The organism is Pseudacidovorax sp. (assembly GCF_017991995.1).
Lineage (GTDB): Bacteria > Pseudomonadota > Gammaproteobacteria > Burkholderiales > Burkholderiaceae_C > Xenophilus.
Genome location: NZ_JAGOPN010000004.1, coordinates 293,083 through 314,448 on the forward strand (window position 1 = coordinate 293,083; position 21,366 = coordinate 314,448).

At 68.3% G+C, this 21,366-nt stretch carries 28 protein-coding genes and 1 pseudogene; 4 read left to right on the top strand and 25 right to left on the bottom strand.

What is annotated here, in order from left to right:
- Window positions 1-42 precede the first annotated feature (42 nt).
- From KBC94_RS07705 to KBC94_RS07785, 17 genes and pseudogenes are all read right to left on the bottom strand, one after another.
- The gene (locus KBC94_RS07705; RefSeq protein WP_294368208.1) at window positions 43-243 is read right to left on the bottom strand and encodes a hypothetical protein; all 201 of its coding nucleotides are present in this window, start codon (window positions 241-243) and stop codon (window positions 43-45) included.
- Window positions 240-2,870: a DNA methyltransferase gene (locus tag KBC94_RS07710; protein WP_294368211.1), complete on the bottom strand. Its 2,631-nt coding sequence runs from the start codon at window positions 2,868-2,870 to the stop codon at window positions 240-242. Before KBC94_RS07710 ends, KBC94_RS07705 begins: the two co-directional genes overlap by 4 nt.
- Window positions 2,867-4,771, bottom strand: coding sequence for a DNA cytosine methyltransferase (locus KBC94_RS07715; RefSeq protein WP_294368212.1), 1,905 nt, complete (start codon window positions 4,769-4,771; stop codon window positions 2,867-2,869). Before KBC94_RS07715 ends, KBC94_RS07710 begins: the two co-directional genes overlap by 4 nt.
- On the bottom strand, window positions 4,765-4,908 hold the full coding sequence (locus tag KBC94_RS07720) for a hypothetical protein (RefSeq protein WP_294368214.1): 144 nt from the start codon (window positions 4,906-4,908) through the stop codon (window positions 4,765-4,767). Before KBC94_RS07720 ends, KBC94_RS07715 begins: the two co-directional genes overlap by 7 nt.
- Complete coding sequence (locus KBC94_RS07725; protein WP_294368215.1) at window positions 4,901-5,398, bottom strand: hypothetical protein; 498 nt, start codon at window positions 5,396-5,398, stop codon at window positions 4,901-4,903. Before KBC94_RS07725 ends, KBC94_RS07720 begins: the two co-directional genes overlap by 8 nt.
- Window positions 5,399-5,400: 2 nt before the next feature.
- Window positions 5,401-6,090: a hypothetical protein gene (locus KBC94_RS07730; protein WP_294368218.1), complete on the bottom strand. Its 690-nt coding sequence runs from the start codon at window positions 6,088-6,090 to the stop codon at window positions 5,401-5,403.
- Window positions 6,087-6,299 carry a hypothetical protein gene (locus KBC94_RS07735; protein WP_294368220.1) on the bottom strand — a complete coding sequence of 71 codons (213 nt, stop codon included), beginning with the start codon at window positions 6,297-6,299 and terminating at the stop codon, window positions 6,087-6,089. The genes KBC94_RS07730 and KBC94_RS07735 overlap by 4 nt, the downstream gene beginning before the upstream one ends.
- Window positions 6,296-6,442: a hypothetical protein gene (locus KBC94_RS07740; RefSeq protein ID WP_294368221.1), complete on the bottom strand. Its 147-nt coding sequence runs from the start codon at window positions 6,440-6,442 to the stop codon at window positions 6,296-6,298. The genes KBC94_RS07735 and KBC94_RS07740 overlap by 4 nt, the downstream gene beginning before the upstream one ends.
- A 3-nt stretch (window positions 6,443-6,445) precedes the next feature.
- Window positions 6,446-6,649: a hypothetical protein gene (locus KBC94_RS07745; RefSeq protein ID WP_294368223.1), complete on the bottom strand. Its 204-nt coding sequence runs from the start codon at window positions 6,647-6,649 to the stop codon at window positions 6,446-6,448.
- A 25-nt stretch (window positions 6,650-6,674) separates the two neighbouring features.
- Window positions 6,675-8,813 (bottom strand): replication endonuclease, encoded by a 2,139-nt coding sequence (locus KBC94_RS07750; RefSeq protein ID WP_294368225.1) that lies wholly within the window; start codon window positions 8,811-8,813, stop codon window positions 6,675-6,677.
- Window positions 8,814-8,825: 12 nt separating this feature from the next.
- On the bottom strand, window positions 8,826-9,188 hold the full coding sequence (locus tag KBC94_RS07755; protein ID WP_294368226.1) for a hypothetical protein: 363 nt from the start codon (window positions 9,186-9,188) through the stop codon (window positions 8,826-8,828).
- A gap of 4 nt (window positions 9,189-9,192) precedes the next feature.
- A complete protein-coding gene (locus KBC94_RS07760; protein WP_294368228.1) occupies window positions 9,193-9,804 on the bottom strand; it encodes a hypothetical protein in 612 nt (203 codons plus the stop codon).
- Window positions 9,805-10,059: 255 nt separating this feature from the next.
- A pseudogene (locus KBC94_RS07765) lies at window positions 10,060-10,272 on the bottom strand (ogr/Delta-like zinc finger family protein); the annotation flags it as partial.
- Window positions 10,273-10,313: 41 nt separating this feature from the next.
- The gene (locus tag KBC94_RS07770) at window positions 10,314-10,505 is read right to left on the bottom strand and encodes a hypothetical protein (RefSeq protein ID WP_294368229.1); all 192 of its coding nucleotides are present in this window, start codon (window positions 10,503-10,505) and stop codon (window positions 10,314-10,316) included.
- Window positions 10,506-10,523: 18 nt separating this feature from the next.
- Window positions 10,524-11,000 carry a hypothetical protein gene (locus tag KBC94_RS07775; protein WP_294368231.1) on the bottom strand — a complete coding sequence of 159 codons (477 nt, stop codon included), beginning with the start codon at window positions 10,998-11,000 and terminating at the stop codon, window positions 10,524-10,526.
- Window positions 10,997-11,188, bottom strand: coding sequence for a hypothetical protein (locus tag KBC94_RS07780; RefSeq protein ID WP_294368232.1), 192 nt, complete (start codon window positions 11,186-11,188; stop codon window positions 10,997-10,999). The genes KBC94_RS07775 and KBC94_RS07780 overlap by 4 nt, the downstream gene beginning before the upstream one ends.
- 45 nt (window positions 11,189-11,233) lie before the next feature.
- The gene (locus tag KBC94_RS07785) at window positions 11,234-11,476 is read right to left on the bottom strand and encodes a hypothetical protein (protein ID WP_294368235.1); all 243 of its coding nucleotides are present in this window, start codon (window positions 11,474-11,476) and stop codon (window positions 11,234-11,236) included.
- A gap of 95 nt (window positions 11,477-11,571) precedes the next feature.
- Between KBC94_RS07785 and KBC94_RS07790 the strand changes: the two genes are divergently transcribed.
- The 4 genes from KBC94_RS07790 to KBC94_RS07805 all read left to right on the top strand — a co-directional run bounded on the left by KBC94_RS07790 (window position 11,572) and on the right by KBC94_RS07805 (window position 14,269).
- Complete coding sequence (locus tag KBC94_RS07790) at window positions 11,572-12,027, top strand: helix-turn-helix transcriptional regulator (protein ID WP_294368236.1); 456 nt, start codon at window positions 11,572-11,574, stop codon at window positions 12,025-12,027.
- Window positions 12,028-12,111: 84 nt separating this feature from the next.
- The gene (locus KBC94_RS07795) at window positions 12,112-12,612 is read left to right on the top strand and encodes a hypothetical protein (RefSeq protein ID WP_294368239.1); all 501 of its coding nucleotides are present in this window, start codon (window positions 12,112-12,114) and stop codon (window positions 12,610-12,612) included.
- A gap of 111 nt (window positions 12,613-12,723) precedes the next feature.
- Window positions 12,724-13,755 carry a hypothetical protein gene (locus KBC94_RS07800; RefSeq protein WP_294368241.1) on the top strand — a complete coding sequence of 344 codons (1,032 nt, stop codon included), beginning with the start codon at window positions 12,724-12,726 and terminating at the stop codon, window positions 13,753-13,755.
- A gap of 7 nt (window positions 13,756-13,762) precedes the next feature.
- On the top strand, window positions 13,763-14,269 hold the full coding sequence (locus KBC94_RS07805; RefSeq protein WP_294368244.1) for a hypothetical protein: 507 nt from the start codon (window positions 13,763-13,765) through the stop codon (window positions 14,267-14,269).
- Window positions 14,270-14,346: 77 nt separating this feature from the next.
- Here the strand turns inward: KBC94_RS07805 and KBC94_RS07810 are convergent, their stop codons facing one another.
- The 8 genes from KBC94_RS07810 to KBC94_RS07845 are packed head-to-tail and all read right to left on the bottom strand — an operon-like array spanning window position 14,347 to window position 21,364.
- On the bottom strand, window positions 14,347-15,495 hold the full coding sequence (locus KBC94_RS07810; RefSeq protein ID WP_294368245.1) for a contractile injection system protein, VgrG/Pvc8 family: 1,149 nt from the start codon (window positions 15,493-15,495) through the stop codon (window positions 14,347-14,349).
- 8 nt (window positions 15,496-15,503) lie between these two features.
- On the bottom strand, window positions 15,504-15,986 hold the full coding sequence (locus tag KBC94_RS07815) for a phage tail protein (RefSeq protein ID WP_294368247.1): 483 nt from the start codon (window positions 15,984-15,986) through the stop codon (window positions 15,504-15,506).
- A 5-nt stretch (window positions 15,987-15,991) separates the two neighbouring features.
- A complete protein-coding gene (locus KBC94_RS07820; RefSeq protein ID WP_294368249.1) occupies window positions 15,992-18,673 on the bottom strand; it encodes a phage tail protein in 2,682 nt (893 codons plus the stop codon).
- A 21-nt stretch (window positions 18,674-18,694) separates the two neighbouring features.
- Window positions 18,695-18,820 carry a GpE family phage tail protein gene (locus tag KBC94_RS07825; RefSeq protein ID WP_294368251.1) on the bottom strand — a complete coding sequence of 42 codons (126 nt, stop codon included), beginning with the start codon at window positions 18,818-18,820 and terminating at the stop codon, window positions 18,695-18,697.
- A gap of 8 nt (window positions 18,821-18,828) precedes the next feature.
- Window positions 18,829-19,167, bottom strand: a complete 339-nt coding sequence (locus tag KBC94_RS07830; RefSeq protein ID WP_294368253.1) for a phage tail assembly protein — start codon at window positions 19,165-19,167, stop codon at window positions 18,829-18,831.
- A 50-nt stretch (window positions 19,168-19,217) separates the two neighbouring features.
- Window positions 19,218-19,739 (bottom strand): phage major tail tube protein, encoded by a 522-nt coding sequence (locus tag KBC94_RS07835; protein WP_294368255.1) that lies wholly within the window; start codon window positions 19,737-19,739, stop codon window positions 19,218-19,220.
- A gap of 41 nt (window positions 19,740-19,780) precedes the next feature.
- Entirely contained in the window at window positions 19,781-20,977 is a 1,197-nt protein-coding gene (locus tag KBC94_RS07840) for a phage tail sheath protein (protein ID WP_294368257.1), read from the bottom strand.
- A gap of 12 nt (window positions 20,978-20,989) precedes the next feature.
- Complete coding sequence (locus KBC94_RS07845; protein WP_294368259.1) at window positions 20,990-21,364, bottom strand: phage tail protein; 375 nt, start codon at window positions 21,362-21,364, stop codon at window positions 20,990-20,992.
- Window positions 21,365-21,366 lie beyond the last annotated feature (2 nt).

The window sequence follows — 21,366 nt, forward strand, 5'->3', positions numbered from 1 at the left end:
CCAGTGATTTCGGCCTCCCTTCGGCGGCGAACTGTCGGACGGTCAAGGCGTGGCCTCCGGTTTCGTTCTGGCCGCCGCGGCACGTTCACGCACGCGGCGCACTTGCTGTGCGCGGCGCGCTTCCTCGAACGCCGCGGCGGTGTCGGCGCGGGCGGTGGCTGCGCGCTCTTCGATGAAGGCCGCGATGCGGCGCAGGGCCGCGCTACAGCGCCGGTCGAGGCTGAACACGGGCCGGGCCTTCATGCCGCCACCTCTTCAAGGTCGAACAGGCTTGGCATGGCCAGCTCGCGCGCGGCAGCCTCGCAGTAGGCGGCGCCGTCGGCGAAGTAGGTGGGGCTCAGCTCGCAGCCGCGGCCGCGGCGCTTGAGCTTCACGGCGATGTAGGGCACCGTCATCAGGCCGCCAAAGGGGTCGAACACCTCTTCGCCTTCGTTGGTGAATTGGGTGATGGCCCGCTCGGCAATGTCGAATTGCATCGGGCACAGGTGCATTTCGCGGCCGGCGGAGGACTGGGCTCCGTTGAGGGTGCGCATGCGCGTGATGTCGGTCCACACGTCATCGCTCCACGACTGCGGCTGCAGCAGCATGAAGCTGGTGGGCAGCATGCCCTTTTCGGACAGGGCCTCGCCGATCTTCACGTCGTGCTCGAAGTCATAGACGGCGGTCAGCGAGTGCTGTTTGAACAGCTTGAAGATGACGTCGTGCGGCAGGCCCTCCAGCTCTTCGGGCGTGAGCAGGCGGTTGCCGCTGGAGCGCATGAAGCCATGCGCGTCGAGCTGCCAGCGGGCGCGGGAGTACTTGCCCTTGGACTTGACCACCGGCACGTCGGCATAGCCGCGCGTCGGGTCGCTGGGCGCCTTGCGGAACAGCAGCAGGTACTCGCTCATTCCGCAGCCCTGGCGCGAGCCGTCCTTGCACTGTTCGCTCCAGCCCAGGCGGTAGGTCTGGGCGTTCTCGCGCACCACGTCGGTGGTGATGGTCTTGCGGCCGATGAAGTGGAAGCCGTGCCGGCGGAAGCGGGCGACGGTGTCGAGGTCGAAGGGGTACTCGGTCTGGAAGCCCAGGCCGGTCATGCCGCCCGGCACGATGCGGTTCTTGACGTGGATGGCGGCCACCCGGCCGGGCTGCAGCACGCGCAGCAGCTCGGGGATCAGGAAGTCCATCTGCTGGAAGAAGTGCTCGTTGTTGTCGGTGTGGCCGAAGTCCGCATAGTTCGGCGAGTACTCGTACTGGGTGGAGAAGGGAATCGACGTCAGGATCAGGCCCACGCTGTCGCTCTCCATGCGGCGCGTCTCTTTCACGCAGTCCTCGTTCACCAGGGTGTAGCCCTCGCCCTTGACCTCGACCCGCTCGACGCCGAGCGCGCGGGTCAGCTGCTGGGCCATGGCGATGCGCGACAGCCCGTACTCACGAATGATTTCTGCCATCTTGGCCCTCAGCTCTTTGTCTTGGTTCCACTTGCGTTCGAGGTTGCGGCGCACCTCGCGCTCGGCCTCGGTGTAGATCAGGTCGATGCGCACGCGGTGCGGCTGCAGGAAGCGGTGCACGCGGTGGATCGACTGGATGAAGTCCTTGAACTTGTGGCCGATGCCGAGGAAGACCTCCCAATGGCAGTGGCGCTGGAAGTTGCAGCCCGAGCCCAGCATCACCGGCTTGCCAGCCAGCTCGGGCACCTTGCCGCGGGCGAAGCCGATCACGGCCTGCTCGCGTTCTTCGAGGTCCTGTGAGCCGTACACCGAGACGATGCCCGGCACCGCCTGCTCGATGGCGCGCCGCTCGTCTTCGAGGTCGTGCCAGATGATGCGGTGCGCGGCCGGGTCTTCGGCCCGGATCTCCAGCAGCTTGGCCACGCGCGCGGACAGGCTCGCGCGCTTCTCGCGGGCCGCGTCCACCACGCCGATGGCCTGGGTGCGAAACATGCGCTGCTGGCCCCATTCCTCGGCGCCGGCGTCGCTGTGGTCGCTGGGGATTTCGTGCCAGCGCACGTCCAGCGGCGGCAGCTCGTAGCCGGCATCCGAGAAGCTCGGGTCGAGGTCCGACGGGCGCTGCACGAACAGGGCCCAGCTCGCCATCCACAGCCAGAACTCGCGTTCCTTGTGCGGGTGAATCGTCAGCTGGTCGGCCTTCTCACTGTTGCGCTTGAAGAAGCGGGTTTTCGCCTGGCCCACGTCCATGATGTCGAGGAAGGCGGCATAGGCCAGCAGCTCCACGTACTCATTCGGGCTCGGCGTGGCCGTGGCCACCAGGCGGTACCGGACGCTGCCACCGCGCACGCGCTGGTGCATGCTGCGCCGGTCGTCGCCCGCGAAGAGCGCCATGAACTCACGGAAGGTCTTCGAGCCACCGAAGGCCCGCAGGCAATCGGCCTCGTCGAGGCTGGCGACCGAGAAGTCGCGCGGGTCGAGCTTGCCTTCGCGCACCGTTTCGTAGTTGGTCAGGTAGATGCCCTCGGAGTCGTCGCATTCGGCCAGCGAGCGCACGAACTTGACGCGCGGGATGCGGTCAGGCCGGCCCGCCTGCCAGGCGCGCAGCTGCTCGCGCTGCGCGTCGGTGAAGGCCGGGTCGTCGCCGGTGGCCAGCTTGTGCGCGTCGGCGATGAACTCCAGCCGCACGCCCAGGGGCAGCACGACCAGGCCCATGCCGCCGGCGTGCTGCCGCACGATGCGGACGAACTCCAGCTGGTCGAAGGTCTTGCCCAGGCCGAAGGCCTTGAACACTGCGCGGCGACCACCGGCGACGGCCCAGCGCACCGTGGCGCGCTGGAACGGGGCCAACAGCGGGTTGACCTCGTCGTCGCCGATGTCGAAGCCCAGGGACGGGGCGAGCTGGACCTTGGCGCGCAGGAAGTCGGTGTAATCCTCGCCGCTCATGCAGAGCCTCCTGCCAAGCTCAACGCCACAGCCACATTGCGCACCCAGATGGGCGTGCTGCCCAGCGCGAAGGTCTCGCCGCTCCAGGCCAGCATCAGCGTGCGGCCCATTTCCTCGGCCACTGCCTGCGCGGCCGCGGGCGGGACGGCGTTGCCGATGCGCTCGCGCCAGGCCTGATCGCTCAGGCCGTCGAGTTCGAGCTGATCTTCCGGGTCCACGAGCGACTGCAGCGCGGCCAGCTCCAGCGTGGTGAAGGGCCGGTGCCATGTGCCGTCGAGCGATCGGATGCGGCAGACCAGCTTGTCGGCCGGCGCGGGCATCGGGCGCGGGTCGGCCACGCTCCACCGGCCGTTATCGTGATCGGCCGAGGCGCTGACCGCGCCGCTGTGGCCGTCCCACGGCACAACGCCGTAGTGGCCGCCCGTGAGGTAGGCATCGCCGGCGCTGCGCTGGATTCCCGGCCGCGGGTCGGCGACCGCGTAGGAGCCCTCGCCCGACGTGCTGCCGCCGATCACCGTGCGGCCTGCGGCGGCCCAGTCCGCGCAGTGGTACTTGCCGAAGAGCCGCCCCTGCGGGCCGCGCGGATCGGCCACAGCCTGGGCGCTGCCGTGCGCGCCGGTGACGGTGTTGCCGGTCCGGTCCCAGGCGACGATGCGGAACTCGTTCGAGAACTTGGCGGGCCCGCCGTGGCGCGGGTCGGCCACGCTGAACGTGCCTTGGCCAGGCGACTTCACGCCGATCACGGCGCCGGCCGTCTGTTCCATGCGAATGACGCCGTACTGCTGGTACTGGGCGGCGCCGGCCTCGGCACGCGGGTCGGCGACGGCGAAGCGGCCGTTGCTGGGCAGCGACTCGCCGGCCACCGCGCCGGCGGTACCGGCCCAGTCCGTGACGCCACAGCCTGCACCGTAGAGCTGGTGCCGCGGGTCGGCCACAGAGAAGGCGCCGTTGTGCGGCCGGTTCGCGCCGGCGACCACGCCCGTGGGCTCGGCCCAGTCGCGCACGCCCAGCGCGCCGCCGTGCATGTCCGGCACGATGAGGAAGTCACTCAGCACGCCGTCCTCGACCGCCAGCCGGTTCAGGCTGCGCCAGTCGCTGCCAGCTTCGACGAACGCGAGGCGCACCCAGGTCTTCCACTGCAGTGAGGGCACGCGGTGCATGGGCCCGGCGCGCAGATCGCCCGGCAGCGGCATGCGGCCGAGCACGTCGCCGACGGCGCGCAGCTGCTGCTTGGCGGGCTCGTAGAGGAAGGGCGGCACCTTGGCCATGTGGCGGGCCACAAGCAGGAAGCGCTTGCGGCTCTGTGCCAGGCCGGCCAGCTCGCCGCAGTCGTGGGTGGTCTCGGCGACCGCGTAGCCATAGGTCCGAAGCAGGTCGCCGATCTGGTCGAGCAGGTGCCGCCCGCGCGTGGCGATGCGCGGCACGTTCTCGAACAGCAGCATCTCGACCGGGTCGTCTTTGTAGGCCTCCAGCAGCAGCCAGATGCCGCGCAGCGTCAGGCGGTTGAGCGCCTGATACTTTTCGGTCTTGCTCTTGCCCTCGGACAGCAGGCCGCTGAAGCCCTTGCACGGCGCCGACAGGAAGACGATGTGCGGCCGCTCGTGGTGGAAGGCCGCGTGAATGTCAGCGGGCGTGGCCTCGCGCCAAGTAGCCGGCGGCTCCGCGCCGTGAAAGGCCGTGTACTGGCTGCGGTCGAACATGTCCAGCACGGTGCCGGCGACGCCGGCGGCGCGGCCGAAGTCGGCGATGGCGGCCGGGTCGTTGTCGATGCCGCCAACGCAGCGGAACCGCGCGCGCTGGCTACCCAGCACCGGCCGGGCGGCATTGAAGCCCTTGGCGCCGCCGCCCAAGCCGCAGAACAGGTGGCCATGGCGAATCTCAATGGTGGTGGGCATCAGCATGCAGCAACACCCCGGATCAGGTAGGCCGCGATGAAGCCAAAGCAGCCGCCCATGGCGATCAGCAGCAGCGACTCGAAGAGGTTCAGCGTGCGCTCGGTTTCGGGCACGTCGTCGGTGACGTTGAAGTGGTCAGGCATGGGCAGCCTCCGGGGTGGGGTTGGTGGTGGGTTTGGCGTAGAGCTCCGCGCCGGCGACGTCGGCCAGGCTGGCGGTTCCGGCACGGATGCGGGCGGCGATCCAGTCGGCGCCGCTCATGAACTGGAAGGCGAGCGCCGAATGCGCGATCAGCAGTGCCTTCGAGGCCTCGGCCGCGTCGTGGAGCACCGGTGCCTGGGCGTTCTGCCAGGCGTCGTCGGCGCTCAGCTGCACGATGGTGCGCAACGCGGCATGCAAGGCCCGCGCTTCGGGCGAGCCGGGCGCGGTGGCGGCGGCGACTTCGACGCCGATGCCGACCATCCAACCCAGGTGGGCCAGCAGCTCGCGCTGGGGCGTGCCGTCGTCGGCGAGGTAGATCTCGAGTCCGATGGTGGTCATGTGCTGCGCCATCTGCTGCTTGGCCACGGCGTGGCCGACGGGGTGCGCGAAGGCGTTGCGATTCCGCTGCGCGCGGCGTTGGGCGCGGTTCATGGTCAGGCCCTCCGACGCGCGGGCAGCGCTGCGATGAAGGGCAGGCCGAGCACGGCCTCGGCCAGCGCGTCGAGGCTGCCCTCGTTCTGGATGTCGTGGTCCGCCTGCAGCTGGTGCCGCTCGCTGCTGTGGTGCGCGGTGTCTTCGGCCAGGCGAATGGCCCGGCTGCTGTGCACCCGCACGATGTGCAGTGGGGCACCCAGCGCGGTCAGCATGGCGTGCTCTATGGGGTCGCGCAGGTCGGTGATGGCGACATGGCGGAAGCCGGTGCCGAACTGCCGGCGTACCCAGCCGGTCACGATGGCGGCGTAGTGCTCGGGTCGGTACCGGCGCTGGTAGCTGGCCCACTGCTGCATGGTCCAGCGCGGGCTGCGCGGCTCGTGCAGGCTCAGGCCGCTCTCGAAGCACCAGCTGATAAAAGCCGGCTCGCCGCACATGCCGACGGCGAGCGCGGGCAGCGGCAGCTCTTTGGTGGGCCGGTGCGTCAGCATGCGCTCATCGATGCGCCAGGCCGCGCTGATCTCGCGGCGCAGGGCGTCGGCGAAGGCGATGGTCTGGAAGTTGTGCACGTCGGCCAGGGCCTTGGCGGCGCTGTCCTTGCCGGCACCGGTGCGGCCGGTGAAGGCGACGATCAGGCACTTGGCGTAGTCGGGGCGGCCGAAGGGCCACGCGGCAGAAGCGACGGCACTCACTTGGCACCTCGCACGGTCAGCGGCCGCACGTTGTCGGCGGCCAGGTCGAGGGTCTGCTGCTGCGCGGCGTCCTTGGCGGCCTGCTCGGCGGCCAGGCGCTTGCGCTCGCGGGCGAAGGTGGCCTTGAGGTCGGTCTTGACTGCGGCCCGGTACTGGAAGGCACGGTCGGTGATGCCGCGCGTGGGGAAGGTGATGCGCGGCGCGGTCATTGCAGGCTCCGAACCGCCACCAGGTGGCATTCACCGAACTCGTCCCAGGCCGCGTCGAACGCGGCGGCCGCGTTGGGCGCGATGGCGAAGTAGCGGTGGCTGACGCGCTGGGCGTCCACCACGCGCACGGCGTAGGTCTTCATGGTTCAGGCCTCCAGGGCGGTGGGGATGGGGGAAGCGGCGGGCGCGGGCTCGACGCGGTCGATCTGGTGGCCGATGGCGGCCTCCGCGCGTTGCGCGGCTTCGTCGGCGGTGCGGGCGCGCACCTGCACGTAGAGGGCGAGCGGCTCCTGACCGGGCACGGTGCGCCGGTAGTGGCAGCGGAAGGAAGACGCAGCGGCGATGTGCATGCGGGTGGGCTCCGGTGGTGGTGGATCAGTGGCCAGCGGCGGCGAGGGCGCGCAGGCGGGCGGCGCCGGCCTTCGCGCGGGCGGCGATGGCGGCGAATTCGGGGGAATCGATGTCGTCGAGCGGGTTGGGCGCCCGCGCGGCCGGCGGCTCGGGCTCGGCCGGGCGTGCCTGGGCCCGGCGGATCAATGCGGCGGCCTCGGCGATGGCCGGATCGGGCATGCGGAAGCTCGTGCGCTCGCCGTCGATCACGTAGACCGGGGCTGCCGGCGCCGCCGGCGGGGGCCGCCGTGCGCCGCGGGCCGGCTTCAGGGGCTCCAGCGGCAGGATTTCGGGGCTGTCGTAGGCCTTCGGCCAGGGATCGTCGCCATGCAGGAGCTGGCGGATCGGCTCCGACGTGAGCCGGGCCGTACAGTTATTGAAACGAGTCCAAGGGCGGCCCAGCGCTGCGCGCTGGCCCTTGTCCTGCTCGGCTTCGCCGACGCAGGATTTCCACGACTGGCGGCGGCTGATGAGCCAGTGGCCGACCTTCGTCTCGACGCCGACGATGGTCTTGCGGTCGATCTTCTCGCCGTAGCCGTTGGTGTCGCCCTTGTTCACGCGCACGGCGGCGCGCAGCATCCAGGCGCTGCGCTTCTGGCACATGCCGCCCTGGGCGCGGACGTAGCGGTCCCACGATGCCTGCAACTGGCCGAACTTGTGCGAGGCGTACCAGGCCTTGACCGCGGCCGAGTCGCCGAAGTCGAGCCGCAGCTGCGCCCGGTCGATCTGGTCCTTGGTGACGCGGCGCAGCTCGCGCCATACCGTCACGCTGGGCTGCCCGATGGCTTGGAACTGCCGGATGCCCCAGGTGCTGGCCCAGGCGTCCACGCGCTGCCAGCCCTTGTATTCGCGCGTGTCCATAACGTGCTCGAAGCCGTCGATGGTGTCGGTGTGCACGCCCACGCCAGCGTCGCCGCCGTCCTGGGCGCCGACGTTCTTGGCCACGTACTTCGCCACATAGCCGGCTGCGCCGCCGCGCACCATGGCGATGAACTTGCAGCGGTTGCGCACGGCGCCGGGCTCGTCGCCGGCGTCGCTCAGCCAGTAGCCGCTGATGATCGAGCGGGCAAGGTTGGCCTGCTCCTGCGTGGCGAACCACAGCAGCGCATGCCAGTGCGGGCAGCCGTCGTGGTGCGGCTCGGCCACGCGGATGCCGTAGGCCTTCACGTCCTTGCGCGCCATCTTGGCGCGGGCCTTCGCCCACATGCCGCACAGCCACTGCTGCGCGTCGCGGGGCGTGGCGCCCTCGTACTTGGGGTTGCGCGTGGGCTTGGCGTGGCGCGACTTTCCGCCCGACAGCACGGCATGAAAGCGGCTGGGGCAGGTGAGGGTGAGGAACAGGCCGAAGTGCCCCTGCGCGTCGGCGTATTCCTCGCAGCCGCGGATGCGGGTCATCAGCTCGCCGCGGCGGATGTCCCGATTGCTTGGCGAAAGCGCCGCCAGCTCGGACAGGCTGTAGACCTGGCCGGCCTCGTTGCGCATCTTGACGCGCTTGAGCAGATCCGCGTTGCGGCGGTTCTGATCGAGCCGGCGCCGGCAGGCCTCGTCGCTGGCGTAGCCGCCATTGCGGTGGTGCACCACGGCCAGCTTGATGGCGGCGTGTTCCACAGTGCGCGCCACCTTGCGGCGCAGCGCCCGGCGCCACCACTGCTCGGAGAGGGCACGGGCGATCAAGCCCTCGGGCGTCTCGGCCGTGGGCGCGTCCACGCCGATGCGCTCGCAGTAGTCGAGCACCACGTCCAGGCGGTCTTGCAGGCCCATGGGCAGCGGGTGCCCGTTGAGCATGTCGTCGACGGTGTTGGCACAGCGGCGGGCGCGGGTGCAGACCTCGCCGTCATCCACAGACCAATGCAGGATGTCGTGGTGCTCGTGCTCGAAGGCACGCATGGCATCGACGCGCGACAGGTGCCAGCTCGTCCACTCGCCCTGTACCGCCTTGGCCACGGGCCTGCGCGGCATGATGATGTCGAGTGCCGGCACCCACTGCGGCGGCACCGTGGCCCGCAGCCGGGCGTCCATCGACCGGGCCACCAGCGCGACGTGGTCCGCCACATTCAGCGACGAATGCTGGCGCATCCAGAACACCGGGTTCGGCTTGGCGTGGCGCGGGGCGACGAGGCGCATGGTGGGCCGGGCCTACAAGGTCAGCGCGCCGAGGGCACGCAGCACGCGCAGCCAGGTGCGCAGCGTGGCGCGGATGGCGAGTCGCTCCGCGTCGGTGAACTCACGCCAGCGGCGGCGCAAGGCGTCGTCGGGGTCGCCCATGCCGGCCGCCGTGAGCACGAGGAAGCGCAGCAGCTGCGGCAGTTGCTGCCACTCCTGCTCTTCGATGAGCACGGCGCGGTCACCACGCACGGCGACGACGAACTCTTCGCGCAGCTGCGCGATGGTTCCGCGGTGCGGGGCATAGAAGGGGTTGGGCTGACCATCGGGGATTCGAGGCGGGGGCTTGGGCGGGCCGGGTGTCGCGTCGGGTTCGGGGGACTCGGCGGGCGGCATGAACTCAGGCGGGCTGGGCGGCTCCCTGGGCTGCGGGATCGCGCAGCGGCACGCCCGTATCGGTGGCCGGATGCCGGCCCGCCGTCTCCGCCGTGATGTGGCCGAGTGCGATGGCGTCGAGTACCCACTGACGCATGCATGTGGTTTCCACCACTTGGCGGCCGCGCATGAAGACGAGGCGGTCGCGGCTGACCGTCGAGCCATCCGCATAGGCGAACACGATCCGCCAGCCGGCCTCCAGCAGCACACCGGCCAGGGCGTTCTGCTCTCGCGGGTCGCGCCACATGGAAATGCTGTCCTCGGGGCGCAGCACCACGGCTTCCACGCCGCGGGCCAGGTCGTTGCTGCGGTAGCGCATGGGGCTCAGCCGCACGCACTCCAGATCGATCAGCGCGCCGCGCTCGCGAGCCTCTCGCACGAGTGGCTCCAGCGGCTGCAGCCGCTCCGCCACGACGCGCAGCTCGGCCAAGCGGGCAGCGTGGCGCGCGTGCTCCTGCATCAGCGCACGCTCCAGCAGAGAGAGTCGCTGTACCTGTTCAGGCGACAGCTTGGGCACCTTGGGCACATCGATGCGGTCGGCGTGCTTGGCGGCGAATCGGCGGGCGTTGAGGGACATGACGGGGCTCCAGCGCAGAAAAAAGGCGTGAGAGGGGCCGCACGCCCTGTCTAGGGCGCGTGGCGGGTGGGGGTGGGGGCTATCGCGCCGAGGGGCGCGAGGTGGGCGTCAGCCCGGTGGGGCGGCGGGCATGGCGCCTCCGCTTCCCTGGCCCGGGCCCCAGTCGTTGGTGGGCTCGTGCAGGTGGGCCAGGAACTCGGCCTCGTCGGCAGCGACGTTGCCTTCATCGGCCAGCTGCAGGGCGAGCTGACCGCGGCGGATGTGCTTGGAAAGCGGCAGACGAATGTCAGCCGCGGGGATGCTGGACAGCACCAGGGTGCGGACGAACTCCAGCGTGGAGACGCCGACGAAGCCGCAGCGGAAGTTGCGGCAGCGGTAGGTGATTTCGCGCATGGTCTGGCTCATGGCCCGGCTGTCCACCGCCGTGCAGCGCGTGCCGCAGTGGGGGCAGTCGATGGTGATGCGCAGGTAGCGGTTGTTGGCGTCGGCCTGCTCGGCGGTGTCTTTGTTCACCGTGACTTACCCCCGACGATCAGCCGTAAAGCGCGGCGCGAGCCCCTGCCGCCGCCCATCTTGCGACGCAGGTTCTCTTTCACCAGCCACTCAGCAGCCGCATGCAGGCTGGTGAAGCCTTGCTGCACGCGTACACGCTCCAGCATGCGCGTCTGCTCGGGGGTGAAGTCAACGTCTCGGGTATTCATGTTCTTGTCTGCCGAAAGTCAGCCGTGTGCACGCTGCTTGGCGGCTTCCTGTGCCGCGCGCTGGGCGCGAAACTGCATTGGGCTTGGCGGCGACCATACGAACATCAGTTCCTTGGCCAGCTCAATCAAAAACTTCTGGACTGCCCAGTCTCCAGCCGTCAGCACGCCCAATCTGCACAGTTCGTCGAAGCTGAAGCGCAGGCCCTGCGACACGAGCGTGACGGTCTCGCCGGCGATCAGTAGTTCCATGTCCGACTCACGCCAAGCGCCGATCCATGCAACGCCCTGAACCTTGCAGCGGTGCTGTTCCACGGCACTGCGGATGCTCCAGAGCCAGCCGTGCACCACGCCGGCTTGATATCCGCCGACCACGGCGCCGGTGTGGCGGCTGCAGCGCGCAAGGTCGCGTGCCTCTCCGCGGTAGATGGTCCACACGCACTCGGCATGGGTCGCATCTACAGCGCCCAGAACGAAGGAGAAGGTTTCGCCCCTCACGCCTGTGCGTCCTCTTGGCCGGCATCCAGCCCCAACACGCGGCGCGCTTCGGTCATTGCCATTTCGCGCAGCATCGTGGTCATCTGCTCACCCTTGAAATTGGCCATGGCGCGGAGCAACTCATCCTCGTAGTCGTCGAAGCGGATGGTCACGCGGTTGTCGCGCACGCGCTTGGGGTCGGGGTACATCGGCGGAAGTCCTTCGGGCAAAGGATGGAGGTCGGAGGGGAAAGGTCAGAAGTGCTGGACGGCCGAGGCGGCGGCGCCGCTGCGGCCGAGCTCGGCCTCGTACTGGGCCAGTCCCTTGAGGTAGATGCGACGCGCGAAGCTGGACATAGACCGCTCTTCGCGTTCGGCATGCTCTCGGCAGCGCTGGTGCTCGGCAGGGGAGACGCGCATGCCGATGAGGACGTCGGCATCACCGCGCACTTCGGGCGGGAGCGACGGGCGACCAAGGCGACGGGCGGTGGTGGTCATACGGCTACTATTCGGGGCTGTTTAGGGCTGTTTTTTCTTGTGTTGGGCGAATTCTGGTGGTCGTTTGCCGGATCGTCAAGCGTTTTGGTGGGCAAATGCCGGATTTCTGTTCTCGACTGATCGAGGAGCGCAAGCGGCTTGGCCTCAATCAGGCCGCCTTTGGCGCTCTTGGCGGCGTGACGAAGGACTCGCAGCTCAACTACGAAAAGGGCACTCGACGGCCTGATTCGGAGTACCTAGAAGCGCTCGCCATGCATGACGTGGACGTCTCGTATGTGCTGACCGGCCATCGCATGCACATGCGGGAGACGCGCCCTGCAGCTCAATCCAGTCGCGGGCGTGGGAAGGTTTCGGACGACGCGTTCATCGTGGGAATGGCCGCGAGCGTGGATCTCAGCGAAGACTCACCAGCCGGTGCCATCGTCCGCACATTGACGCCTGAAGAGGCTGCGCTACTGGACAACTACAACGCAGCCGACGAGAAGGGCCGCGCGGCTGCGCGCAGCGTTCTTGATGCGCTCGCGGAACCAAAGAAGAGGGCCAACGGATAGCCTGAGCCTGATCCTGGCCGAGCTGTTCCGTTGGAGTGTGGTGGTTGGCTGCGCCTTCTTGGACGCAGTGGACTAGGAGGGTCTATGGGTGATGCTCAGACGCCATTGGCATTCCGGTACAAAAACGCTGCCGGCGAAGTGAGCGAACGTGTGCTTACGACGTGGTCGGAGGTCGGTCACTACGTCGAGGGCTTCGATCAGCGCGCGGGCAAGTTCTGCACGTTCCGAAAGGATCGCGTGGTCGAGTACTTGGATGACGCCGCCAGCCTGCTCGCGACGCCGCGCAGCTCGCCGCCGCCAAAGGTGAGGCAAGCCACTCTGAAGGACGAACGCCCACAGATCCTGTTCACCGGTTTCGCGGCGGTGCAGCGAGCCCACCTTGAAGGGCTCGCGGATGCCGGCGGGCTGCGCGTCGTGAAGACCGTCACCGCTGCGCTGGTGTTCCTCTGCGCTGGGCCTACGGCCGGCCCCGCCAAGGTGGCGAAGTCGCGCGCACAGGGCGTCTACATCGTTCGCGAGCCCGAACTCCATTCGCTGATTGAGACGGGTGAACTGCCGGACTATGCACTCGATGGTGTCGTGTAGCGCCGGGCCTTCATGCTTTTGAAAGCATGAAGCCTGCGAACCGGCCGTTTGGACGAGCGGCCTGCAGTTGGGCAATAGTATTTTTAGCGCTTTTGGAAGGGGATTCGCGACGTGGCTGAACAGGTAATGACGCAGAAGGCGGTGAGCTACCGTAGGTGTGTGCTTTCTCCGAAGCAGAACGTGACGCTGCAGCAGCTCGTCGCCGCTGCGCTCGTGGACAAGGCGAAGGCGAGCGATCGGTTTCAACCGATGAACGCTCAGAGCACGCAGTTCCGGTGTATCGGCGCCCACGATGTCGTGAGTGGCTGCTTGGTCGGTTATCTGACGGTGTTCGAGCGCGGCGCCGCTCAGCCGGTGATTAACGATGATGCCGATGCCACTACTCTTAAGCTCGGAGCCTTGGCCCCGCCGAAGGCAGAAGACGGCGGTGTTCAGCAGCAATTCGTTCCTGGCGTCGTCTACTTCGCCATCCACCAGAACCACTTGGCCATTGTCCAGAGTGCATCGATTCGCGCAAACGCCCTTGAAAGTCACCTCAGCTGGTTGCTCAAGGAGCGGACAAGTCACCTGCCGGCCACGGTAGGGTTGGTGCTATCTGACGAAGCCCAGAAGGCAACGAAAGAGAAGATCCGGCAATCACATGTGAAGAAGATCGCGCTGGGTCAGCCCTTGATGGAGCAGGTGCAGCCGGAGGAACTCCCAAGCGAAGTTGAACAGCCGGCGCCCAAGGGACAGAAGAAGGGCATGAAGCCCGCCAAGTTCCGTCCGCACGGGCCAGCCGTGGAGTTCCTACGGAGCTTCTTCCCTGACGAAAATCAGTTCGAGAAGCTCGGGTTCGACGAGGTTTTTGACGGTAATCTGGAGGTGTGGATCGAGGTGCGGTATCCCAAGCGCAAGCGCAGCAAGCCTGAGGATGCCGTCAAGTTCATGGACACCCTCGGCATTGCGCTGCGCGACGTCGAAGGTGACCAAGTCGCATTGGAACTTGCCGATGGCAAGACTGTGACTGGCAAAGAGTTGAAAATAGCGTCAACTCTCGAAGCTCCACTGCTCGCAAATGGCCTACCTGACCATCAGAAGCTTTGGGACGCAATGGTTGGCTGGATGCTCGGCCAGATTTCCAACGGTGTCATAGATCCTTGAGGCGACCATGCTCCAAGCGGCTCGGCTACTGACGATCTTCCTCACCCCTTTGGTGTTCTGGGGGGCGTGGTATGTCGTGCCCGACTTGCTGGCCGCATCCGGCCTCAGGTGGCTATCCGGCATCGTCACAGTCCTGTGGGGCCTTGAGCTTTGGTTCTTCCAGCGCCTGAGTGGGCTTGGCCCCCAGGAGGCGCTTTCTTCGCGCGAGAACGAGCGCCTTGTTTATCGGCTTGCATCGATACGCCGCCGAGTCTGGTGGATTGGGGGCATTGGGCTTGTTTGCGCCGTGGCGATCTGGTTGCTCGTCGAACTTCAGTTGCCCACCTCAGCCCCCATCTATGCCGCCATGGTGGGCGTTCTGTTCGGGATCAGTGTGTCCTACCTCATCTTGATTCCGGGTTGGGTCAACGAGTCCCAAGCGTTCATCGATGAGGTTAAACGCCAAGAGGTGCTGAAGAAACGGCGCGACGAAGCTGCGAAGGTCTTGACGGGTGGGGCGGCAAAGTCGAAGTAAGCCGCTGTCCGTCCGAGTAGAGAGCAACCCTCCGAAGAGCCCGCTGAAGCGGGCTTTCTTTTTGGCCGCTGATCAGCTCAATCCTCTGCTTCAGCGCCTTCCTGCCCTTCGACGCCCTCAGCCTGCTCAGTCTCCAGCGTCAGGTGGCTGGTGTAGCCGTTGCCGTCCAGGCTGTGGCGCACGCGGGTGACGACCCAGGGCGTCGCGTCGATCTGCGGCTTGAAGCCGGCCACGCGCGCGGGCCGCTGGGGCATGACGTCGGCGCGGCCGTAGGCGAGGGTGATCTCGAAGTCGAAGATGCCGCGTTGCACGCGCAGCCACTCGGCTCGGGCGGCGGCCAGCGCGTCGGACTGGCTGGCGTAGGTGATGCGCAGATCCTTGGCGCGGCCGCTGATGCCGGCGATGACGGCACTGCGCTGGCCCGTCTTCACGTTGTTGTACCAGGCGCGCACGCCGCTGTACGCGTCGCGGTCGGCGCGGGCCCACCGGTGCTGGTCGCCGTCTCCACGCACGATCACGATGGCCGGCAGCTCTTTGCCGGTGGCGGTGCGAGCCTTGCGGCGCTGGCTGAAGAGCAGCCGGCCGGCCTTGACGGTGCAGATGCAGTCGTAGGTGTGGGCCAGCCGGCGCAGGAAGGACGCATCGGATTCGCTCAGCTGGTCAGCGTGCTTCACCTTGCGCTGGGCGACTTCCTTCTCGACGGTGGCCTCCACGCCGTTGCGCTTGGCGATGCTGGCCACGATGGCGCCCACGGTAGTGCCGTGCCAGCTCTGATCGCGCAGGCCTCGCCAGCTGTCCACCAGGTTGGCCGCGCGGGCCCGGATGGTGATGGTGTCGGGCGTGCCGGAGTACTCGACGGCCTGCACGGTGTAGCTGCCCTTGTCGACCAGGCCGACCGGGAAGCCGATGTCGTCGCTGCTGTACTGGCGGTACGGCGCGGCCAGGGGCTCGGCCCGCCAGCCAATGGCCACGGTGACGGTGTCGCCGGTGCTGGGCAGGGCGACGGCGCCATCGTCGTCACTCACGCACAGCTCGACCTCGTCGGCCTCGTTGATGCGGTCGTCGGTGATGGTGAGGCTGACGAGGCGCGGCCTAATGCGCTCGCTCACGTCCTGGCCGTTGACGGTGACCCGCCAGATCGGCGTGAGGTGAGCGCCGGTGCGCGCCGGGCCGGCCGTGACGCTGACCTTCGGCAGCGTGGCCGCGATGCGGTCGGTGTCGGACATGGTTCGGGTCAGCCGAGTGCCGCACGGGCCGTGATGTTGAGCGACAGGCCGGTGCCGCCGTCCGCGCTCTGCATCAGCGCGCCCAGCTCGCCCAACTGATCGACCACGTCCTGCACGTCCTGATCGACGCGCTCCAGCGTCAGCGAGAACTCGATGCGCCGCGCCGTGCCGTCCTCGTAGAACAGCGTGCGCGTCTCGGTCATTTCCTTGATGACGAAGGCGCCATAGAGCGTGCCCGTGCCCTCGATCAGCACCCAGGCCGCGCCGGTGTCGGCCATGGCGCGGAGCATGTCGAGGCTGGCGGCCTCGCCCGTGAACTCCGGGATCAGCAAGCCCTGCAGCGTGATGGTGTCCTCGCCGGGGCCCAGGTACTGGCTGGCGTTGCGGGCGCCCACCAGGGGCTGGCTGGCGTGCTTCCAGCTGGTGCGCCGCTGCAGCTCCTGATAGCTCAGGGTGTCGAGCTGGAAGACGAAGAGGCCGAGGCAGAGCATGGTGGTCAGCCGTTGTCGTAGTCGATGAAGGCGCCGCGCATGCGGGCGCGCTTGGCGGCCTCGCGGCGATCCAGCTCGGCGCTGATGGCTCGCGCGAACGCCTGCGGATCGGCGCCGGGGCCAGCGTTGATCTGGATGGTGATGCTGTCGCCCTGCACGATCACCTGCACCGGCGCGCGGCCGCCGGCTGCAGCTGCCAGCGGCGGGCGGTTGTCGATGACGCCCTCGGCAAGTGGGAAGGCGGCGGCCATGGCCGGCAGCGCGCTGGCGGTGGCGCCGGCCAGGCCCAGCGCTGCGGCGCGCAGTAGCGGCCGCGTGCGGTCGATGCCGATGGCTGCACCCTCGCCGATGTTGGCGCCGGCCTCGATGAAGACGCGCGAGGGGCTGCGAATGCCGAGCTTGTCCTTGAACCAGCCGATTGCGCCATCGGCCGCGGCGCTGATGGCGTCGCGCACCATGGCCAGGCGGCTGGTGATGCCGTTGGCCAGGCCGTCCATGAGGTCGGCGCCGGCCTGCACGAAGCGCGTGGCCAGGCTGCCCAGCCACGCCACCGCACTGTCGAGGCTGCCGCGGATCAACACCACGGCCGCCGACACTCCGCCGGTGATGCTGTCCCACAGGTTGGAGAACCAGGCCTTGATGGGGCCCCAGTTCTGATAGATCAGGTACACGGCGCCGCCGATCAGGGCGAGCGCCGCCACCACGGCCGCCACGTACCAGGTGACGGGGTTGGCCAGGAGCGTGAGGCCGAAGCGGGCCACCGAGGCGCCGGCGGCGATCAGCACCGGCACGGCGCCGGCGACTGCGCGGGCGAGCCACGCGACGCCAGAGGCCGCCAGGCCGATGGTGCCGGTGAAGAGTCGCACCAGCGGGGGCAGCACGCTCAGCTTGACGCCGAACAGTCCGATGCCATAGCGAAGGATGGCCCAGGGTCCAAAGATCGCGGCCGCTGCAAGGCCGAGGGCGCCGAAGCCCGCCGCGAGCAGCCCGATCCACAGCACGGACTGTGCGATGAAGCCCGCCATCCGCGGGTTCTCCTGCGCGAAGCTGGTGAGCATCTTGAGCGCGCCGCCGGCCGTCTCCAGCATGCCGACGTAGGCGGGCAGCAGCGCCGTGCCGGCCTCGCGCATCGTGTCGTGGAAGCGGGCCATGGTGTCCACTTCCTTGCCGCTGACGATGTTCCGGCCCTTGGCGTCGAGCTGCTCGATGCCATCGGCGCCGGCGTTGAGGCGGGCATTCTTGTGGACCTGATCGCGCTGCAGGTACATCTGCGCGAACAGGTTCGAGGCCGTGCGGTTGCTGAAGATGCTGCCGATGGCGTCGAGTACTTGGTCCTTGCTGGTGATGCCCTTGGCGGCCAGCGTCGGCAGCAGCACCTGCTCCATCCAGTCGAACTGGCTCGTGCGGAACAGCTCGGAGCCCTTTAGGGCGCCGGGGTTCAGGAAGCTCAGTTGCCCGGCTTTGTCGTGCTTGATCTTCGACGGGTCGCCGATGAGTCCGAGCGCCTCGATGTTCTGGGCCGTGCGCTTGGTGGTCTTGCCCTGATAGAGGTTCTGGTAGGCCGACATGGTGGCCGTGCCCACGCGGTGGCCTCCCATTTCGCTGATGAGCGGCTCCAGCTGGTAGTACATGGCCGAGTCGCTCAATCCCTTCGCGGCCACGCCGCCGGTCTTGATGAAGTTCAGCCATTCCTCGGGGCCCACGCGCCCGCCGGTGGCGGTGATGACGCGCTGGACCATGTCGGCCTGATTCTTGAAGGTCGCCTCGCTGGAGAGGCCGCCGCGCAGCTCGATCACGCGCAGCATGTCGAGGAACTTGCGCTCGTTCTCCGCCCCGTGCTCGGCGCCGAACATCGCCGCGTTGGCGAACTTCATCTTCGCAAGCGTGGGCATGACCATCTCGGCGTGGTGCACGTCTGCGAATGCCGTGGTGGCGTCCAGCATCAGCCCGAGGTTGTCATTCATGCTGGTGCCGAAGGTCTTCATCCGCTTCGCGTACTCGACGGCGCGCGCGGATTCTTCCTTGCCCAGGCCCAGCGCCTCAATGCGGGCGGTTGTGGTCTCGTAGGTGCGGATTTGGCCGATGGGCTCGGCAGCTGCGCGGCGCACGCCGTAGGCGATGCCGATGCCGGTGGCGCCGGCCATGGCCGCGTTGCCCGCGGTGCCGCGCATGGCGCTGTATCGCTGCTGCAGTGCCGCGCGGCGGGCCTGCTGGGCGCCCAGCGCTTCGAGCCGCGCTTTCTGCTGGCTGATCGCCCCGTTCGTCGCCTGCACCTCGGTGCGCAGGCGGATCTGCTCGGCGCCCAGGTGGCCCAGGCCGATGCCGGAGCGCTGGGCGGCGAGCTGCAGCTCGTTCAGGCTGGTGCGCTGCTTGTCATAGGCCAGGGTCTGGGTCAGCAGCTGCTGCGCGAGCCGGCTGGCCTGGGCGCTCTTCAGGCCCTCGCGGGCGATGACGGCATTGAGTTGCGTGTCGAGGTCGCGCAGCGCGCGGGATTGACGGTCGAGCGCGGCCTGCTGCTTCTGGATGCCGTCGATCTGGCCGAGCTGGGTGTTGAGCAGCTTGAGGGCGTCGCGGGACTTCTTGAGGCCCTCGGCCGTGGTGCGGCTCTGCTTGTCCAGCGGCCGCAGCTCGTTGACCGCCTTTGTGGCCCCGGCCAGGATGAGCTTGAGGGTGAGCGGGTTGGCCATGGCTGCGGTCGGGTGGGTGGGTCAGGTGTCGGTCTTGTCGGGGGCGTAGCGCCGGCGGGCCCGCTCTCGCCAGTCCATGAGGTCGCCCAGGTTCATGCGGTCCATCGCGTCGGGCGTCCAGCCGAAGACGAGCGCGATGTCCGCCATGGGGTCTTCTACGTGCTCTGCAAGACCGCGTCCCGCACCGCCTTCTTCAGCAAAAAAGAGATCACGATGCCCCCCGCTTCGGAGAGGTCCGCCGGATCGAGCTGGGCGCACTCGTGCGGCGTCAGGCTGGGCGTGCTGATGCGGGGCAGCAGCTTGAGCAGCTCGTCGGCGTCGGCCGCATGCAGGCGCTGCAGCGAGAGGCCTCGCAGCTCGCCGGCGTTGGGCTTGCGCAGCGTCACCTCGGCGATGGTGGTGTTGCCGCGCTGGATGGGCGTGTCGAGCGTGATGGTGTTGGGCACGCTGGGCGGCGTGCCGGCGGCGGTGTTGTCGGGCTGCTGGTCGGTCATGGTCGGTTCTCAGAGGGTGGGCGAGTGGGCGGTGCTGCGCGGCGCGCAGATCAGGCGGGCAGGGCGAGGCCGATGGCCAGGCGGATGCTGGCGTACACGTCGGTGCCGCCGACCTTCCAGAGCATGCCGGGCACGTCGATCTCGAGCAGGTCGGCACCGTCGACCGTGACCTTGTAGTAACTCAGCGCGAACTTGAAGTCGTGCTCGTTGTTGTCGCCGGGCTTGGCCTCGCCAGGGTTCCACTCCATCAAGCGGCCGCGGCAGATCACCTCTGCGGCGACGACCTGGCCCGTGGCGTCGTTTTGGTAGGCACCCGCGAAGCGCAGCACGCTGGCACCCACGGCGCCGGCGCCGAGCATGGCGATCAGCTGGGGCTTGATGCCGCCGGACTTGAGCTGCAGCTCCAGCTTCTCGTGGCCCATCTCCAGCTGCACCGGGCCGTGCATGCCGCCGCCTCGGTATTCCTCCATCTTCTTGGTGATGGTGGGCAGCGTGATGCTGGGCACCTCGCCCAGCCAGCTTTCGCCGTCGCCGAAGACGCCGAAGTTCTTGAGTTTCTTGGGCATGCCCATGGTGGTGCTCCTGTGCGGGTTGCGAAGCGATCGGCTTCGGCTCAGGCGGCCTGCACGGCCGCGGCGAAGTTGGCGAGGTAGTCGTCGGTGATGGTCTGGTTGAAGCCCAGGTCTTCGAGCGGCGGCACCGGCGTGTAGCGGTAGCTGATGCGCAGGCGGCCGACGGCGAGCTCTTCCTTCGGGTTGAGGTCCGGATTCAGGAAGGCCTCGAAGCCGATCAGGTAGCCGCCATTGACTAGGTCCTGCCCCTTCGCGTTGATGCTGGCGAGCATGTCCTTCACCAGGCTCGGGTGCATCGGCTTGTCCACGAACGTGAAGTGCGCCTCGGCCATCGTGTCGGCCAGCACCTGGGCGGTGCGCGTGTAGTTCTCGAAGAAGAACTTGCCGCCCTGGGCTTCGGTGGTGCGGTTGCCCCAGAACCGATAGCCGCTGCGGTTGATGATGGTGGTGACTTCCAGGCCGTTCAGGTAGGTGGTGTCGCTCGCCGGGCTCTGCAGGTCGAAGAACACATCGGCCGTGATGCCCTGCGGGCCGTTGACCACGATGTTGCTGATGGTCTTGTGCCAGCCGATGGTCTGGTCGAGCTTGGCGCGCAGGCCCAGCGCGTACGCAGTGGCGGGCACCGGCTCCGCTTCGCTGGTGGTGGTGTTCCATGCCAGGAAGTTGGGCCAAATGACCATCAGCTCGCGCTTGCCGAACTTGGCGCGGTAGGTGGTGGCTTCTTCCTTGGTGGTGGCCAGGGCCAGGCCGTCGGCCTTGCGGGCGGCCACGTAACCGAAGCCGCGCAGCTGCTCGGCGACGGTGCCGATCTCGTCGGCCACGGCCTCGGTGTCCAGGCCCGGCGCCCCGATGATGCGCGGCTTGACGCCGAGCTGGCCCTGCGCGGCGAGCAGCGCCTGCAGGCCGGTCTTCTGGCCCTGGGCGTTGGTGGTGCCGATCACGTTGGAAGTGGTCGCGGCGGCATCGTTGCCGGGGGCCACGCGCACCACGACCGTGACGGCCTGTGCCTGCTGGCCGATGACCTTGAGCGCCTGTGCCAGCGTGCCCGTTGCGCCGGCCTTGCCGACGCTGCCCGAGGGGTTGGTCAGCAGCACCGGCACGTTGAGCGGGAAGGCGTCGTCGTCGGCATCGGGCGCCGTGGCCACGAGGCCGATGATGGCCGTGCTGACGACGCGGATGGTGGCGCCGCCTTCGTTGACTTCAAAGACGCGTACGCCGTGGTGGTACTCGGTGGACATGGTGCGGTGCTCCTACGCGCTGGGCGTGGTGTTGGCGTTGATGAGGGCCGAAACGTCCGGGTTCTCGGCCAGGAAGGCGGCCAGCTTTTCCACTGGCGTGGGCGCTGCCTGGGCGGGCGCGACGGGACGGGTGACCAGCTCCCAGGCGTGGCCGTTGAACCGCGGCCATTTGTCGTCGGGCCAATGGCCCTGCCAGTCGAAGAAGCCGGAGTCAGTGCGCTCGGTGGTGATCCAGCCTTCTGGCAAGTGCTCGACCGTTGCGCCGGCCGGGACGTGGTAGACGCCTTCGCCTGGCTGGGCGATGGACTCCATGGCAGGCACAACGTCCACCAGCAGGCCGGCGGCGTTGAGCTGGAAGGCAGGGATGCGGTCGGGAAGGGCGGCCATGG

What these genes read in the sequence shown, in the direction of transcription:
- KBC94_RS07795 (WP_294368239.1), top strand. Translation starts at nt 12,112, where the DNA reads ATGGGTGATGCTCAGACGCCATTGGCATTCCGGTACAAAAACGCTGCC.
- KBC94_RS07755 (WP_294368226.1), bottom strand. Translation starts at nt 9,188, where the DNA reads ATGCCGCCCGCCGAGTCCCCCGAACCCGACGCGACACCCGGCCCGCCC.
- KBC94_RS07760 (WP_294368228.1), bottom strand. Translation starts at nt 9,804, where the DNA reads ATGTCCCTCAACGCCCGCCGATTCGCCGCCAAGCACGCCGACCGCATC.
- KBC94_RS07790 (WP_294368236.1), top strand. Translation starts at nt 11,572, where the DNA reads ATGCCGGATTTCTGTTCTCGACTGATCGAGGAGCGCAAGCGGCTTGGC.
- KBC94_RS07825 (WP_294368251.1), bottom strand. Translation starts at nt 18,820, where the DNA reads ATGGCGGACATCGCGCTCGTCTTCGGCTGGACGCCCGACGCGATGGAC.
- KBC94_RS07815 (WP_294368247.1), bottom strand. Translation starts at nt 15,986, where the DNA reads ATGCTCTGCCTCGGCCTCTTCGTCTTCCAGCTCGACACCCTGAGCTAT.
- KBC94_RS07805 (WP_294368244.1), top strand. Translation starts at nt 13,763, where the DNA reads ATGCTCCAAGCGGCTCGGCTACTGACGATCTTCCTCACCCCTTTGGTG.
- KBC94_RS07720 (WP_294368214.1), bottom strand. Translation starts at nt 4,908, where the DNA reads ATGCCTGACCACTTCAACGTCACCGACGACGTGCCCGAAACCGAGCGC.
- KBC94_RS07710 (WP_294368211.1), bottom strand. Translation starts at nt 2,870, where the DNA reads ATGAGCGGCGAGGATTACACCGACTTCCTGCGCGCCAAGGTCCAGCTC.
- KBC94_RS07725 (WP_294368215.1), bottom strand. Translation starts at nt 5,398, where the DNA reads ATGAACCGCGCCCAACGCCGCGCGCAGCGGAATCGCAACGCCTTCGCG.
- KBC94_RS07770 (WP_294368229.1), bottom strand. Translation starts at nt 10,505, where the DNA reads ATGAATACCCGAGACGTTGACTTCACCCCCGAGCAGACGCGCATGCTG.
- KBC94_RS07715 (WP_294368212.1), bottom strand. Translation starts at nt 4,771, where the DNA reads ATGCTGATGCCCACCACCATTGAGATTCGCCATGGCCACCTGTTCTGC.
- KBC94_RS07750 (WP_294368225.1), bottom strand. Translation starts at nt 8,813, where the DNA reads ATGCGCCTCGTCGCCCCGCGCCACGCCAAGCCGAACCCGGTGTTCTGG.
- KBC94_RS07780 (WP_294368232.1), bottom strand. Translation starts at nt 11,188, where the DNA reads ATGTACCCCGACCCCAAGCGCGTGCGCGACAACCGCGTGACCATCCGC.
- KBC94_RS07840 (WP_294368257.1), bottom strand. Translation starts at nt 20,977, where the DNA reads ATGTCCACCGAGTACCACCACGGCGTACGCGTCTTTGAAGTCAACGAA.
- KBC94_RS07745 (WP_294368223.1), bottom strand. Translation starts at nt 6,649, where the DNA reads ATGCACATCGCCGCTGCGTCTTCCTTCCGCTGCCACTACCGGCGCACC.
- KBC94_RS07810 (WP_294368245.1), bottom strand. Translation starts at nt 15,495, where the DNA reads ATGTCCGACACCGACCGCATCGCGGCCACGCTGCCGAAGGTCAGCGTC.
- KBC94_RS07785 (WP_294368235.1), bottom strand. Translation starts at nt 11,476, where the DNA reads ATGACCACCACCGCCCGTCGCCTTGGTCGCCCGTCGCTCCCGCCCGAA.
- KBC94_RS07845 (WP_294368259.1), bottom strand. Translation starts at nt 21,364, where the DNA reads ATGGCCGCCCTTCCCGACCGCATCCCTGCCTTCCAGCTCAACGCCGCC.
- KBC94_RS07830 (WP_294368253.1), bottom strand. Translation starts at nt 19,167, where the DNA reads ATGACCGACCAGCAGCCCGACAACACCGCCGCCGGCACGCCGCCCAGC.
- KBC94_RS07820 (WP_294368249.1), bottom strand. Translation starts at nt 18,673, where the DNA reads ATGGCCAACCCGCTCACCCTCAAGCTCATCCTGGCCGGGGCCACAAAG.
- KBC94_RS07705 (WP_294368208.1), bottom strand. Translation starts at nt 243, where the DNA reads ATGAAGGCCCGGCCCGTGTTCAGCCTCGACCGGCGCTGTAGCGCGGCC.
- KBC94_RS07835 (WP_294368255.1), bottom strand. Translation starts at nt 19,739, where the DNA reads ATGGGCATGCCCAAGAAACTCAAGAACTTCGGCGTCTTCGGCGACGGC.
- KBC94_RS07735 (WP_294368220.1), bottom strand. Translation starts at nt 6,299, where the DNA reads ATGACCGCGCCGCGCATCACCTTCCCCACGCGCGGCATCACCGACCGT.
- KBC94_RS07740 (WP_294368221.1), bottom strand. Translation starts at nt 6,442, where the DNA reads ATGAAGACCTACGCCGTGCGCGTGGTGGACGCCCAGCGCGTCAGCCAC.